The sequence below is a fragment of the Quadrisphaera sp. GCM10027208 genome (assembly GCF_042658805.1).
Taxonomy (GTDB): Bacteria; Actinomycetota; Actinomycetes; order Actinomycetales; family SCSIO-59966; genus SCSIO-59966.
In genome coordinates, this window is sequence record NZ_JBHSRC010000003.1 from 373,557 (window position 1) to 387,684 (window position 14,128).

The 14,128-nt window shown below is 73.6% G+C and carries 10 protein-coding genes; 1 reads left to right on the forward strand and 9 read right to left on the reverse strand.

From position 1 onward, the window contains the following. The 9 genes from ACFP6A_RS07215 to ACFP6A_RS07255 form a co-directional block, all read right to left on the reverse strand. Positions 1–1,689, reverse strand: a complete 1,689-nt coding sequence (locus ACFP6A_RS07215) for a DEAD/DEAH box helicase (RefSeq protein WP_379602705.1) — start codon at positions 1,687–1,689, stop codon at positions 1–3. A gap of 23 nt (positions 1,690–1,712) precedes the next feature. Beyond that, the gene (gene cimA / locus ACFP6A_RS07220) at positions 1,713–3,326 is read right to left on the reverse strand and encodes a citramalate synthase (RefSeq protein ID WP_379602707.1); all 1,614 of its coding nucleotides are present in this window, start codon (positions 3,324–3,326) and stop codon (positions 1,713–1,715) included. 482 nt (positions 3,327–3,808) lie between these two features. Next, positions 3,809–4,921 carry a branched-chain amino acid aminotransferase gene (locus ACFP6A_RS07225; protein ID WP_379602709.1) on the reverse strand — a complete coding sequence of 371 codons (1,113 nt, stop codon included), beginning with the start codon at positions 4,919–4,921 and terminating at the stop codon, positions 3,809–3,811. 18 nt (positions 4,922–4,939) lie between these two features. Beyond that, the gene (locus ACFP6A_RS07230; protein WP_379602711.1) at positions 4,940–5,974 is read right to left on the reverse strand and encodes a 3-isopropylmalate dehydrogenase; all 1,035 of its coding nucleotides are present in this window, start codon (positions 5,972–5,974) and stop codon (positions 4,940–4,942) included. A gap of 395 nt (positions 5,975–6,369) precedes the next feature. Next, positions 6,370–7,398 (reverse strand): ketol-acid reductoisomerase, encoded by a 1,029-nt coding sequence (gene ilvC, locus ACFP6A_RS07235; RefSeq protein WP_379602713.1) that lies wholly within the window; start codon positions 7,396–7,398, stop codon positions 6,370–6,372. 96 nt (positions 7,399–7,494) lie between these two features. Next, positions 7,495–8,007 (reverse strand): acetolactate synthase small subunit, encoded by a 513-nt coding sequence (gene ilvN, locus ACFP6A_RS07240; protein ID WP_379602715.1) that lies wholly within the window; start codon positions 8,005–8,007, stop codon positions 7,495–7,497. A gap of 2 nt (positions 8,008–8,009) precedes the next feature. Then, positions 8,010–9,875 (reverse strand): acetolactate synthase large subunit, encoded by a 1,866-nt coding sequence (locus ACFP6A_RS07245; RefSeq protein ID WP_379602717.1) that lies wholly within the window; start codon positions 9,873–9,875, stop codon positions 8,010–8,012. Positions 9,876–10,161: 286 nt separating this feature from the next. Continuing rightward, positions 10,162–11,868, reverse strand: a complete 1,707-nt coding sequence (gene ilvD, locus ACFP6A_RS07250) for a dihydroxy-acid dehydratase (RefSeq protein ID WP_379602719.1) — start codon at positions 11,866–11,868, stop codon at positions 10,162–10,164. A 41-nt stretch (positions 11,869–11,909) separates the two neighbouring features. Then, a complete protein-coding gene (locus ACFP6A_RS07255) occupies positions 11,910–12,875 on the reverse strand; it encodes a 2-hydroxyacid dehydrogenase (protein WP_379602721.1) in 966 nt (321 codons plus the stop codon). Positions 12,876–12,935: 60 nt separating this feature from the next. Between ACFP6A_RS07255 and ACFP6A_RS07260 the strand changes: the two genes are divergently transcribed. Next, positions 12,936–14,123, forward strand: a complete 1,188-nt coding sequence (locus ACFP6A_RS07260; protein ID WP_379602723.1) for a PQQ-dependent sugar dehydrogenase — start codon at positions 12,936–12,938, stop codon at positions 14,121–14,123. The last annotated feature ends 5 nt before the right edge of the window (positions 14,124–14,128 follow it).

Genomic DNA, 14,128 nt, shown 5'->3' on the forward strand with positions numbered 1-14,128 from the left:
CTAGGCGTGGCGGTCGAGGCGGACGTACGGGGTCCGGCCCCGGACGGTGCTGGCGCGCAGGCCGTCGATGACCTCCTGCGCGGCGTCCTGCGGCACCTCGACGAGGGCGAACCGTTCGGTGATCTCGATGGCGCCGATCTGCTTGCCCGACAGCGACGTCTCGCCGGTGATGGCGCCGACGAGGTCCTGCGGGCGCAGACCCGCCTGCCGGCCGAGGCCGACGTAGAGCCGCGTCGTACCGGGCGTGACGGGCCGCGGGCCGCGGCGCTCCGGGCGGGCGTCCGGCTCCCTGCGGACAGGTCGCTGCGCCGGCTCCGCCCGGGTGGCGACCTGGGGGATCTCGGCCTCGTCCCCGGCGCCGGTGGCCTCGTGCGCCAGCCTGACGGCCGCCAGGGCGATCTCCATGAGGTCGTGCTCGTCGGTGAGGGCTTCGACGACGACACGGAAGGCCTCCAGGTCCTCGGCGAGCAGGCTCTCCTCGAGCGCGGCCCTGGTGAGCTCCAGCCGGCGCGCCCGCAGGTCGGCGACGGTGGGCACCCGCTCCATCGTGATCCGGCGCCGGGCGACCCGCTCGATGGTCTTGAGCATCCGGTGCTCCCGCGGCTCCGCGAGCGTGATCGCCACGCCCTCACGGCCGCCCCGACCGACCCGGCCGACCCGGTGCACGTACGCCTCCGGAGCGGACGGGACGTCGTAGTTGACGACGTGGGTGAGGTGCTCGACGTCCAGCCCGCGCGCGGCGACGTCAGTGGCGACGAGCAGGTCGGCGGTCTGCGAGCGCAGCCGGGACATCACCCGCTCCCGCTGCTCCTGGCCCATCCCGCCGTGCAGCGCCTCGGCCCGGTACCCGCGCCCGTTGAGGGTCTCGGTGAGCTGGTCGACCTCGTCGCGGGTCCGGCAGAAGACGAGAGCGGCGGTCGGCACCTCGACGTCGAGGATCCGCCCCAGGGCGGCGGGCTTGTGGGCACGGGCCACGAGGTAGGCGCTCTCCCGCAGCTGCGGCTGCTCCCCCTCGGCCGGCCGTTCCCGCTCGATCCGCAGCCGGACGGGGTCGCGCAGGTACCGACGCACCATGGCGTCGATGCGGTGCGGCATCGTCGCGGAGAACAAGACGGTCTGCCGGCCAGTAGGCGTGGCGTCGAGGATGGCGCCGATGTCCTCGGCGAAGCCCATGTCGAGCATCTCGTCGGCCTCGTCCAGGACGACGACGGCGAGGTCGTCCAGGCGCAGGGTCCGGCGTCCGATGTGGTCCAGGGCCCGTCCCGGGGTGGCGACGACGACGTCGACACCGGCCTTGAGGGCGGCGAGCTGGCGGCCGATCGGCTGACCGCCGTAGATCGGCAGCACCCGGACGCCGAGGCTGCGGCCGTAGCGGTGGACGGCCTCGGAGACCTGGACGGCGAGCTCACGGGTGGGCACGAGCACGAGTGCAACCGGCCCGGCGGCGTCCGGCCTGGAGCCCGCCACGAGCCGGTGCAGGATCGGCAGGGCGAAGGCGGCGGTCTTGCCGGTCCCGGTGGCCGCCTGGCCGACGAGGTCCCGCCCCTCGAGCAGGCAGGGGATCGACTCCCGCTGGATCGGGGTCGGCTCCTCGTAGCCGAGGGTGTCAAGGGCCTCGAGCAGCTCGCTGCGCAGGCCCAGGTCGGCGAAGGTGGTGCTGTCGGTCTGGCCGTCGTCGGGCTGGGTCACGCCACCAGCATGACGGCTCGACGTCACCGACGCTGCACGCCCTGGCGCAGCAGGCCGTAGACGGCCCCGTCGACGAGCGCCTCCCAGGAGGCCTCGACGACGTTCGGACCGACGCCGACCGTCTGCCAGCTCGTCTGCCCGTCCGTGGTCTCGATCAGCACCCGGGTGACGGCGTCCGTGCCGTGCGCGGCGTCGAGGATCCGGACCTTGAAGTCGATGAGCTCCATCCGCTCCAGCTCGGGGTAGGCGGGCAGCAGCGCCTGGCGCAGGGCCTGGTCCAGGGCGTTGACCGGGCCGTTGCCCTCGCCGGTGGCGACGTGCCGGCGACCGGCCGCGTGCAGCTTGACGGTGGCCTCGGACCGGGCGTCCCGGTCGGCCTCGCGGTAGTCGGTGATGACCCGCCAGCTCTCCACGTCGAACAGGGCCGCGCGGGCCCCCTCGACCTCCTCGCGCAGCAGCAGCTCGAAGGAGGCGTCCGCGGCCTCGAACGTGTACCCGGCGGCCTCCAGGGCCTTGACCCGCGCGATGACCCGGCTGAGGACCTCTGGCTCGCCGGCGAGGTCGTAGCCGAGCTCGCGGCCCTTGAGCTCGATGCTGGCCCGGCCCGCCATGTCCGAGACCAGCATTCGCATGTCGTTGCCGACCGCCCCGGGGTCGACGTGCTGGTACAGGTCGGGGTCCACCCGGATCGCCGAGGCGTGCAGGCCCGCCTTGTGCGCGAAGGCGCTCGCTCCGACGTAGGGCTGGCGGGAGTAGGGCGGCACGTTCGTGATCTCACTGACCGCGTGCGCGACCCGGGTCGCCTCCCGAAGCCGCGTCGGGTCCAGCACCGGGCGGCCCTGCTTGAGCACGAGGTCGGCGACGACGGTGAGCAGGTCGGCGTTCCCGGTCCGCTCGCCGTACCCGTTGAGCGTGCCCTGCACCTGGGTCGCGCCGGCGTCCACCGCGGCGAGGGTGTTCGCCACGGCGCAGCCGGTGTCGTTGTGGCAGTGGATCCCGAGCCGGGCTCCGGTCGTCTCCAGCACGTCGGCGACCGCGCCGGCGACGTCGGCCGGCAGCATCCCGCCGTTCGTGTCGCACAGCGCGACGACCTCGGCCCCGGCCTCCGCGGCGGCGCGCACCACCTCGAGCGCGTAGGTGCGGTCGGCGCGGTACCCGTCGAAGAAGTGCTCGGCGTCCAGGACGACGCGTCGCCCCTCCTGCCGGAGCAGGCGCACCGTGTCGCGCACCATGGCCAGGTTCTCGGCGAGCGTCGTCCGCAGCGCGGACTCCACGTGCCGGGGGTGGCTCTTGGCGACGAGGGTGACCACAGCGGCCTGGGAGTCCAGCAGCGCCCGGACCTGCGGGTCGTCGTCCGCCCGACGGTCGGGTCGGCGGGTCGCGCCGAACGCCGTCAGGACCGCGTGCCGGAGGGTCAGCTCCTGGGCAGCACGGTGGAAGAACTCCGTGTCCTTGGGGATCGCGCCGGGCCAGCCGCCCTCGATGTAGTCGACGCCCAGGTCGTCGAGGTGCCCGGCGATGGCGAGCTTGTCACCCACCGACAGGGACAGGCCCTCCTGCTGGGCCCCGTCGCGCAGGGTGGTGTCGTAGACCTCGATGCCGGCTGCTCTCGAGGTGCTGGCGGTGCTGGCGTTCACGATGTCCCTCGGGCCTGGAGTACGAGCTGCTCAGACGTCGAGCTGCTCCGACAACGAAAAAGACCCCCCGGGTACGGGAGGTCTGCGCGCTCGGCGGGGTGGTGCCGGCGCGCCTCAGGTAATGATCACGGTGGTGGTCACGGCGACATCCTGGCACGTCGTCCCGCCGTCCGGTACCACCCATCCACCATCCGGACCACCGTCCACCCCTTCGTGATCATGCAATCCCGCCACCCGCACCACCGTCCGTCCGCTCGCAGAATGCTGGGTTGCTGGCGCAACACGCCGCAAGAAGCCTGCGGAGCACAGCATTCTGTTGCGGCGGCTGGGTGGCGGGATTGCATGATCACGGACGAGGGGGTGGAGGGATCACGCACACCGAGGGTGGCGGGATTGCATGATCACGGACAAGGGGGAGGGGGAGGGACCACGCACCACGAGGGTGGCGGGATTGCATGATCACGGAGGGGAGGTCGGACAGGTCAGGGGGTGAGGCGGCGCATCCAGCCGTGGGTGTCCTCGGTGCGGCCGTACTGGAGGTCGAGCAGCGCGTCCCGCAACCGCATCGTCACCTCGCCGGGCCGGTCGCCGGTCGAGACCTCGGTGTCGCCGTCCAGCAGCCGGCCGACGGGGGTGATGACGGCGGCCGTCCCGCAGGCGAAGACCTCGACGATGTCCCCGGACGCGACGCCCTCGGTCCACTCCTGCACCGAGACCGGTCGCTCCTGGACGCCGAGCCCCTGCTCGCGGGCCAGGGTGAGGATGGAGTCCCGGGTCACGCCCTCGAGGATGGTCCCGGTCAGCGCGGGGGTGACCACGGTGCCGTCCCGGTGGACGAAGTACAGGTTCATCCCACCGAGCTCCTCGACCCACCGCCCCTCGACCGCGTCGAGGAAGCAGACCTGGTCGCAGCCGTGCTCGGCCGCCTCCCGCTGGGCAGCCAGGCTCGCTGCGTAGTTCCCGCCGCACTTCGCCGAGCCGGTGCCCCCGGGTGCGGCACGGGTGTAGTCGCGGGAGAGCCAGATGCTCACCGGCTGCACTCCCCCCGGGAAGTACGCGCCGGCCGGGGAGGCGATCACCAGGTAGTCCACGCGGGCGGCCGGCCGGACGCCGAGGAAGCCCTCGGAGGCGAACATGAACGGCCGCAGGTACAGCGACGCCTCACCGCCGGTCGGCACCCACGCCGCGTCGGCGGCCACGAGAGCCTCGATGGAGGCCAGGAAGGCGTCCTCGGGCAGCTCGGGCAGCGCCAGTCGACGTGCCGAGCGGGTGAACCGGGCGGCGTTCGCCTCGGGCCGGAAGGCCCAGATCGACCCGTCCTCGTGCCGGTAGGCCTTGAGCCCCTCGAAGATCTCCTGCGCGTAGTGCAGGACGGCGGCCGAGGGATCCAGCTGGAGCGGACCGTAGGCCTCCACCCGGGCCTCTCCCCAACCGCTCTCGGCGGTCCACCGGGCCCGCGCCATGTGGTCGGTGAAGTACTTGCCGAAGCCGGGGGCGGCGAGGATCGCCTCCCGCTCCGCCTCGGACCGGGGGTGCGCACTGGGCGTCAGCTCGAACTGCAGGGACGAGGTGCGGTGCGGCGCGGTCGTACTCATGGGTCCGCACCGTACCCGTCAGCCGAGGCGACCGGCCACGGCGTCACCGATCTCCTGGGTGCTGCGCGGGGCGGTCCCCCGGACGGCGAGGTCGGCGGCGACCGCCTCCACCACCCGGGCCGCGGCGTCCGTGCGCCCCAGGTGCTCCAGCAGCATCGCCGCGGAGAGGATGGCGGCCGTCGGGTCCGCTCTGCCGGTGCCGGCGATGTCCGGAGCCGACCCGTGCACCGGCTCGAACATGCTCGGCGTGGTCCGGTCCGGGTTGATGTTGCCGGACGCCGCCAGCCCGATGCCGCCCGTCACCGCGGCAGCCAGGTCGGTGACGATGTCACCGAAGAGGTTGTCGGTGACGACGACGTCGAAGCGCCCCGGGTCCGTGACGAGGAAGATGGTGGCCGCGTCGACGTGCAGGTAGTCGACCGTGACGTCGGGGAACTGCGCCCCGACGGCGTCGACCGTGCGGCGCCACAGGTGCCCGGCGTAGGACAGCACGTTGTGCTTGTGGACGAGGGTCAGCCGCCGCCGCGGACGGCGCTGCGCCCGGGCGAAGGCGTCGCGGACGACGCGCTCGACGCCGAAAGCGGTGTTGACGCTGACCTCGGTGGCGACCTCCTGCGGCGTCCCGACCCGCAGCGCGCCGCCGTTACCGGTGTACGGGCCCTCGGTGCCCTCCCGGACGACGACGACGTCGACATCACCGGGCTCGGCCAGCGGAGAGAGCACCCCGGGGAACAGCCGGGCGGGGCGCAGGTTGACGTAGTGGTCGAGCTCGAACCGCAGCCGCAGCAGCAGCCCGCGCTCCAGGACGCCGCTCGGCACGCTCGGGTCCCCGACGGCCCCCAGCAGGATCGCGTCGTGCCCGCGGATCTCCTCGAGCACCGAGTCGGGCAGGGTCTCGCCGGTGGCGTGCCAGCGGCGGGCGCCGAGGTCGTACTCGGTGGTCTCCACGGTCGCGCCCGGGTCGGCCGCGCGCAGCACCTTGAGGGCCTCCGCGGTGACCTCGGGACCGATGCCGTCCCCGCCCACCACGGCCACCCGGATCGCGTCGCTCATCCTCCGACCCTACGGCGCGACGTCCACCGGTCGGACGGTGCGTCCAGCAGCTGAACAGTCCGGCACGTGCGCGGACCCCGGGCACCTCAGGTGCCCGGGGTCCGTTCGGTGGTGGTGCCGCGGGTCAACGACCCTGGTCGCGGCGGTCCATCGACTCCTGCAGTGCCTGGCGAGCTGCGTCGTCCACGGGATGCCCCTCTCGGTGTGCCGGCTCGCTGCCGGCGTCGGTTTCGCTGTGGTCGGACCTGCGGTCGGTGCGCGGGGTCTCCGCGGCGGGGCGACCGACCGGCTCAGGCCCCGCCGCGGCAGCGAAGGATGAGGGCGTGCCGCATAGCAGGACCCAGGCTACGCCCGTCGTCCACCTGCCGGTCCATCCTGTCTCACCTTCCGGACTATCAGCGGGCCGCGGTGCCCTCGGTGTAGTCGGAGTCGTCGCTGCGCACCCAGCTCATGAGCTTGCGCAGCTCTCGCCCGGTGGCCTCGATCGGGTGCTGCTCCTCCTGCGCGCGCAGCCGGCGGAACTCCGGCGCGCCGGCGTCCTGGTCCTCGATGAACCGCCGGGCGAACGAGCCGTTGCGGATGTCCTCCAGCACTGCCTGCATGTTCTCCTTGACGTGGGGGTCGATGACGCGCGGGCCGGAGACGTAGTCGCCGTACTCGGCCGTGTCCGAGACGCTCCAGCGCTGCTTGGCGATGCCGCCCTCGTACATGAGGTCGACGATGAGCTTGAGCTCGTGCAGGCACTCGAAGTAGGCGACCTCGGGCTGGTAGCCGGCCTCGGTGAGCGTCTCGAAGCCGTACTGGACGAGCTTGGACACCCCGCCGCACAGGACGGCCTGCTCACCGAACAGGTCGGTCTCGGTCTCCTCGGTGAACGTCGTCCGGATGCCGCCGGCCCGCAGCCCGCCGATGGCCTTGGCGTAGGCCAGGGCGAGCGGCCAGGCGCCGCCGCTCGGGTCCTGCTCCACCGCGACGAGCACCGGCACGCCCCGGCCGTCGACGTACTCCCGGCGGACGAGGTGGCCGGGGCCCTTCGGGGCGACCATCGCGACGTCCACGCCCGCCGGCGGCTCGATGTAGCCGAACCGGATGTTGAAGCCGTGACCGAAGAACAGGGCGTCGCCGTCGACGAGGTTGGGGGCGACCGCCTCGGCGTAGAGGTGCCGCTGCACGTGGTCGGGGACCAGGACCATGATCAGGTCCGCCTCCTCGCACGCCTCGTACGGGGTGACGACGCGTAGCCCCTCGGCCTCGGCCTTGGCCCGGCTGCGGCTGCCCTCCGGCAGCCCGACCCGGACGTCGACGCCGGAGTCGCGCAGGGACAGGGCGTGGGCGTGCCCCTGGCTGCCGTAGCCGAGGACGGCCACGTTGCGCTGCTGGATGAGGCTGAGGTCGGCGTCGTCGTCGTAGAACATCTCGGCCACGGTAGGGGTTCTCCTGTGTCTCGGGGTGCCTGGTGGTGTCTGGCGGTGTGTCTGAGGATCGGTCGGGGTCAGGTCGGGTCTCGTGAGGTCCTGGAGTCAGGCCGTGCGCAGCGCCCGGTCGGTGATCGAGCGCCCGCCCCGTCCGATGGCGACCATCCCGGACTGGACGAGCTCGCGGATGCCGAACGGCTCGAGCACCCGCAGCAGCGCCTCGATCTTCTCGCTGTCGCCGGTCGCCTCGACGGTGAGGGAGTCGGCAGCGACGTCGACGACCTTGGCGCGGAACAGGGTGACGACGTCGAGGACCTGGGAGCGGGTCGCGGCCTCGGCGCGGACCTTCACCAGCACCTGCTCGCGCTGCACCGAGGCCTCCGGCGCCAGCTCGACGATCTTCAGCACGTTGACGAGCTTGTTGAGCTGCTTGGTGACCTGCTCCAGCGGCAGCTCGTCGACGTCGACGACCACGGTCATCCGGGAGACGTCGTCGTGCTCGGTGGGGCCGACGGCCAGGGAGTGGATGTTGAACCCGCGGCGGGCGAACAGGCCGGCGACCCGGGTGAGCACGCCGGGCTTGTTCTCCACCAGCACCGACAGGGTGTGACGGCTCATCGCTACCCCTCCTCCCGGTCCCAGACGGGGGCGGTGCCCCGGGCGACCTGGATGTCGTCGTTACTGACCCCGGCGGGCACCATCGGCCAGACCATCGCGTCCCGGTGGACGACGAAGTCGATGACCACCGGCCGGTCGGTGACCTCCATCGCGCGGCGCAGCACGTCGTCGACGTCCTGGGGCCGCTCGCAGCGCAGGCCCACGCAGCCGTAGGCGTCGGCGAGCTTGACGAAGTCCGGCACCCGCTGGCCGGCCTCGACCGCCGAACCGGTGTGCAGGTCGGTGTGGGAGTACCGGCCGTCGTAGAAGAGGGTCTGCCACTGGCGCACCATGCCGAGGCTGGAGTTGTTGATGATCGCCACCTTGATCGGGATGCCGTTGATGGCGCAGGTGGCGAGCTCCTGGTTCGTCATCTGGAAGCAGCCGTCGCCGTCGACCGCCCAGACGGTGGCGTCCGGGCGCCCGACCTGGGCCCCCATGGCAGCCGGGACGGCGAAGCCCATCGTCCCCAGGCCGCCGGAGTTGATCCAGCTGCGAGGCTTCTCGTACCGGATGAACTGGGCGGCCCACATCTGGTGCTGACCGACCCCGGCGACGTAGACGGCGTCCGGGCCGGCGAGCGCGCCCAGCCGCTCGATCACGTACTGGGGCGACAGCGTGCCGTCGTCCGGCTCGGTGTACCCGAGCGGGTAGGTCTCCCGCCAGGAGTCCACCTGCCGCCACCAGGGCGCCAGGTCGGGCCGCCCGCAGCTGGCGTGCTCCTCGGCCAGGGCGGTGACGAGCTCGGCGATGACCTCCTTGGCGTCCCCGACGATGGGCACGTCCGCGACCCGGTTCTTCGAGATCTCGGCCGGGTCGATGTCGGCGTGCACGACGGTGGCGTGCGGCGCGAACGTCGACAGCTGGCCGGTGACCCGGTCGTCGAACCGGGCACCGAGGGACACGATGAGGTCGGCCTTCTGCAGCGCGGTGACGGCCGCGACGGTGCCGTGCATCCCGGGCATGCCGAGGTTCTGCGGGTGGGAGTCGGGCAGGGCGCCGCGGGCCATCAGCGTCGTGACCGCGGGTGCACCGGACAGGTCGACGAGCCGCCGCAGCTCCTCGGTCGCGTCGGCCTTGATCACCCCGCCCCCGACGTAGAGCACCGGACGACGGGAGGTGGCGAGCAGCCGGGCGGCCTCGCGCACCTGCTTGCCGTGCGGGCGGGTTACCGGGCGGTAGCCCGGCAGGTCGATCCGGGTGGGCCAGCGGAACGTCGTCGCGGCCTGCAGGGCGTCCTTGGAGATGTCGACGAGCACGGGGCCGGGCCGCCCGGTACCGGCGATGTGGAAGGCCTCGGCGATCGTGCGCGGGATGTCGTCGGCGTCGGTGACGAGGTAGTTGTGCTTCGTGATCGGCATCGTGATCCCGGCGATGTCCGCCTCCTGAAAGGCGTCGGTGCCGATCGCCGCGCTGGACACCTGACCGGTGATCGCGACCACGGGCACGGAGTCCATGTGGGCGTCGGCGATGGCGGTGACGAGGTTCGTCGCCCCCGGTCCGGACGTCGCCATGCAGACCCCGACCCGGCCGGTCGCCTGGGCGTAGCCGGCCGCGGCGTGCCCGGCGCCCTGCTCGTGGCGGACGAGGATGTGGCGGACCTTCTCGCTGTCCAGCAGCGGGTCGTAGGCCGGCAGGATCGCCCCGCCCGGGATGCCGAAGACCACGTCCACCCCGGCGGCCTCGAGGGCCAGTACGAGGCTGCCGGCCCCGGTGGTGCGTACCGGCTCCGGGTGTGCCGGGGCCGGTCGGTCGGCCGGGGCCTCGTCGACGCGCCGGCCGCTGGGCCGGGGTGCGGGGCGGGGCACCGCACGTGGTCCGCTGGACATCTGGCTTCCCTTCGGTGGTGACGCGGGCCGGGGTGGTCCGCTCGGTGCTGCGGCACGAAAAAACCCCTCGGCCCGGAGGCTCAGCGAGGGGTCGCGCGCGGTCAGGTCGGCTCTCGGGTCGGCTTACGCGCGCCGTCCGAGTACGAGGAGCCGGGAGTTGGTCCGCACGCCGCCAGGTTGCTGCGGTTCACCCCCGGTGTCAACGCCGTGGGACGCACGTCTCGGCATCCGGACGCTCGGTATCCGGACGCTCGGTATCCGGACGTCACCGGCAGCGGCCGGCCGGTCAGTCGCACACGGCACCCCCGGACGCCGGACCGACGAGCCGGGCGTACTTGGCCAGGACGCCGCGGGTGTAGCGGGGTGGCAGCGGCTGCCAGCCGGCCCGGCGCCGCTCGAGCTCGTCGTCGTCGACGAGCAGGTCGAGGGCGCGGGTCCGCAGGTCCAGGCGGATCCGGTCGCCGTCGCGGACGAAGGCGATCGGCCCGCCGTCGACGGCCTCCGGGCACAGGTGCCCGACGCACAGCCCGGTCGTCCCGCCGCTGAACCGGCCGTCGGTGAGCAGCAGCACGTCCTTGCCGAGGCCGGCGCCCTTGATAGCCCCGGTGATGGCGAGCATCTCCCGCATGCCCGGGCCGCCCTTGGGGCCCTCGTAGCGGATGACGACGACGTCCCCGGCGCCGATCGTGCCGTCCTCGAGCGCGTCCATCGCGGCCCGTTCCCGGTCGAACACGCGCGCGGTGCCGACGAACTCCGTGCGCTCGAAGCCGGCGCTCTTGACGACAGCGCCGTCAGGTGCCAGCGACCCCCGCAGGATGGTCAGGCCGCCGGTGGCGTGGATCGGGTCGGCGAGCGCCCGCAGGACCTGTCCGTCGGGGTCGGGCGGCGCGATGTCGGCGAGGTTCTCCGCCACGGTGCGGCCGGTGACCGTGAGGCAGTCGCCGTGCAGCAGCCCGGCGTCCAGCAGCGCCTTCATGACGACCGGGACACCACCGACCCGGTCCACGTCGGTCATGACGTGCCGGCCGAACGGCTTGACGTCGGCGAGGTGCGGGACGCGGTCGCCGACGCGCTGGATGTCGTCGAGGGTGAACTCGACCTCGGCCTCGTGCGCGATGGCGAGCAGGTGCAGAACGGCATTGGTCGACCCGCCGAGGGCCATGACGACGGCCACCGCGTTCTCGAACGCCTCGCGGGTCATCACCTGCCGGGCGGTGATGCCGCGGGCGAGCATGCCGACGACGGCCTGCCCGGAGCGCCGGGCGTACCCGTCGCGGCGGCGGTCGGTGGCCGGCGGCGCGGCGCTGCCGGGCAGGGACATGCCGAGGGCCTCGGCCGCGCTGGCCATGGTGTTGGCGGTGTACATGCCGCCGCAGGCCCCCTCACCGGGGCAGATCGCGCGCTCGATCGCGTCGACGTCCGCGCGGCTCATCAGCCCCCGCGCGCACGCCCCGACGGCCTCGAAGGCGTCGATGATGGTGACCTCGCGCTCGGTGCCGTCGGACAGCTTGGCGATGCCGGGCAGCGTCGACCCGGCGTAGAGGAAGACGCTGGCGAGGTCGAGACGCGCCGCGGCCATCAGCATCCCGGGCAGCGACTTGTCGCACCCGGCCAGCAGCACCGACCCGTCGAGGCGCTCGGCCTGCATGACCGTCTCGACGCTGTCGGCGATGACCTCACGTGACACCAGGGAGAAGTGCATCCCCTCGTGGCCCATCGAGATCCCGTCGGACACGGAGATCGTGCCGAACTCCAGCGGGTAGCCGCCGGCGGCGTGCACGCCGTCCTTGGCCGCCTGGGCGAGCCGGTCCAGCGACAGGTTGCACGGGGTGATCTCGTTCCAGCTGCTGGCGACGCCGACCTGGGGCTTGGCGAAGTCCTCGTCCCCCATCCCCACCGCGCGCAGCATGCCGCGGGCGGCAGCACGCTCCAGGCCGTCGGTGACGTCCCGGCTGCGGGGCTTGATGTCGGACTGGGTGGGCACCTCGGTCATGACCGCACTGTACCGATCGTCCGAGTCCTAAGACGCTGCGCTCACGTGCCGAGACGGGAGTCCGGGACGAGGTTGCGTGGCGGCTCGCCGCGCGCCAGCCGGGCCACCTGGTCGCGCAGCAGCTCGAGCGCCCGTGGCCGCATCGCCGTGGTGTCCCCGCCGACGTGCGGGGTGATCAGCAGCCCGGGGGCTCCCCACAGCGGGTGGTCGGCGGGCAGCGGCTCCGGGTCGACCACGTCCAGGGCCGCCCGCAGCCGGTGCCGGCGCAGCTCGGCGAGCAGCGCGCCGGTGTCGACGACCTGGCCGCGCGAGACGTTGACGAGCAGCGCACCGTCCGGCATCGCGGCGAGGAACGCGGCGTCGACGAGGTGACGGGTGCGCTGGGTCAGCGGCACGGCGAGCACGACGACGTCGTGCCCGGGCAGCAGCGCGGGCAGCTCGTCCACGCCGTGCACGTGACCGTCGTCGTCCTGCCGGGCCCGGGTCGCGACCCGGGTGAGGGCGACCTCGAACGGCCGCAGCCGCTCGACGACGGCGCGGCCGATGCCACCGGTGCCGACGACGAGCACCCGCCGGTCGGCGAGGGAGGGCCGCAGCACGTGCCGCCAGCGGGCGGACTCCATGTCCCGCGCCGCGTCGTCGATGCCGCGCAGCGAGGCGAGGGCGAGCCCGACGGCGAGCTCGGCGGTCGCCGCGTCGTGCACCCCGGACGCCGTCGCCAGGGCGACCCCGGGCGGGACGTGCGGGGCGACCGCGTCGTACCCGGTGGTGAGCGTCTGGACCAGCCGCAGTGCCGGCAGGTCCCGCAGCGACGGGAGGCCGCGGGCCGGGTGCAGGTAGGGCGGGACGACGACGGCCACGTCGGCGAGGTCGGTGCCGAGCGCGCCGGCGGGCGGGTGCTCGACGTCCCAGACGGCGGCGCGCACCCCCCCGGGCAGGTCGCCGAGATCCTCCACCCACTGGGCGTCCGGCAGGGTGATCACCCAGGACTCCGGGAACGACAGCATGCCCGGCATCGTGGCAGCGACGCCGTGCCGCCGGCCACCCCTGGGAGGCACACTGCTGCCGTGCCCCGCGCTGCGCTCGCCGCCCTGTCCGCCGCCGTCGCGACCGCCCTGCTCGCCTCGTGCACGGACTCCCCGGAACAGCAGAGTGGCGGGACCGGCCAGGCGGCGGCGCCGGCCCCCACGGTGACCGGGGACGGGACCGGGTCCCAGCCGGCCGCCACGCCCACCGCCGTCGGCCCGGACGCCGCGACCCGGGTGACGGGACGTCCCGGCGCACCCCGCGACGTCGTCACCGACCTCGACGTGCCGTGGTCGGTGGCGGTGCTGCCGGACGGGTCGGCGCTGGTCTCGCTGCGTGACCGGGCACAGCTCGTCCGAGTCGGCGCGGACGGCACGCCGGAGGTCGTCACCGCCACCGGCGAGGACGGCCGGGTGCCGGGCGTGCGGCCGGACGGGGAGGGCGGGCTGCTCGGCGTGGCGGTCTCCCCGACGTTCACCGAGGACGCCCTGGTGTACCTCTACCTCACCGCCGCGGACGGCAACCGCGTCGTGCGGGCGCCGCTGGACGGGCTCACCCTCGGGGAGCCGGAGGTGCTGCTCGAGGGCATCCCCGCCGGGGTCAACCACAACGGGGGGCGGATCGCGTTCGGCCCGGACGGCATGCTCTACGCCACCACCGGGGACGCCGGCCAGGCGGACCTGGCCCAGGACCTCGGTTCGCTGGGCGGCAAGGTGCTCCGGCTCACACCCGACGGCGGTGTCCCCGCGGACAACCCGTTCCCGGGCTCCCCGGTCTGGACCGTGGGGCACCGCAACGTGCAGGGCCTGGGCTGGGACGCAGAGGGTCGGCTGTACGCCAGCGAGTTCGGCACCGACCGGCTCGACGAGCTGAACCTGCTCGAGCCGGGCGCCAACTACGGCTGGCCGTACGTCGAGGGGCCCGGCGGTGACGACGACTTCGTCGACCCGCTGCTCACCTGGCCGACGGCGGACGCCTCCCCCAGCGGGCTGCTCGTCACCGGTGACGCCGTCTACCTGGCCGCCCTGCGCGGGCAGCGCCTGTGGCGGGTGCCGCTGGACGACGGCCAGGTGGGCGAGCCGGAGGCCCTGCTCACCGGGGAGCTGGGCCGGCTGCGCGACGTCGTCCTGGCCCCGGACGGGGGCGCCCTGTGGGTGCTGACGAACAACACCGCCCGCGGCGAGCCCCGCCCCGGCGACGACCGGCTGGTCCGCCTGCCGCTGGGCTGACGCCC

Coding starts and splice junctions, on each gene's coding strand:
- ACFP6A_RS07225 (WP_379602709.1), bottom strand. CDS start 4,921: ATGAGTACGACCGCGCCGCACCGCACCTCGTCCCTGCAGTTCGAGCTG.
- ACFP6A_RS07230 (WP_379602711.1), bottom strand. CDS start 5,974: ATGAGCGACGCGATCCGGGTGGCCGTGGTGGGCGGGGACGGCATCGGT.
- ilvN (WP_379602715.1), bottom strand. CDS start 8,007: ATGAGCCGTCACACCCTGTCGGTGCTGGTGGAGAACAAGCCCGGCGTG.
- ACFP6A_RS07245 (WP_379602717.1), bottom strand. CDS start 9,875: ATGTCCAGCGGACCACGTGCGGTGCCCCGCCCCGCACCCCGGCCCAGC.
- ilvD (WP_379602719.1), bottom strand. CDS start 11,868: ATGACCGAGGTGCCCACCCAGTCCGACATCAAGCCCCGCAGCCGGGAC.
- ACFP6A_RS07255 (WP_379602721.1), bottom strand. CDS start 12,875: ATGCTGTCGTTCCCGGAGTCCTGGGTGATCACCCTGCCGGACGCCCAG.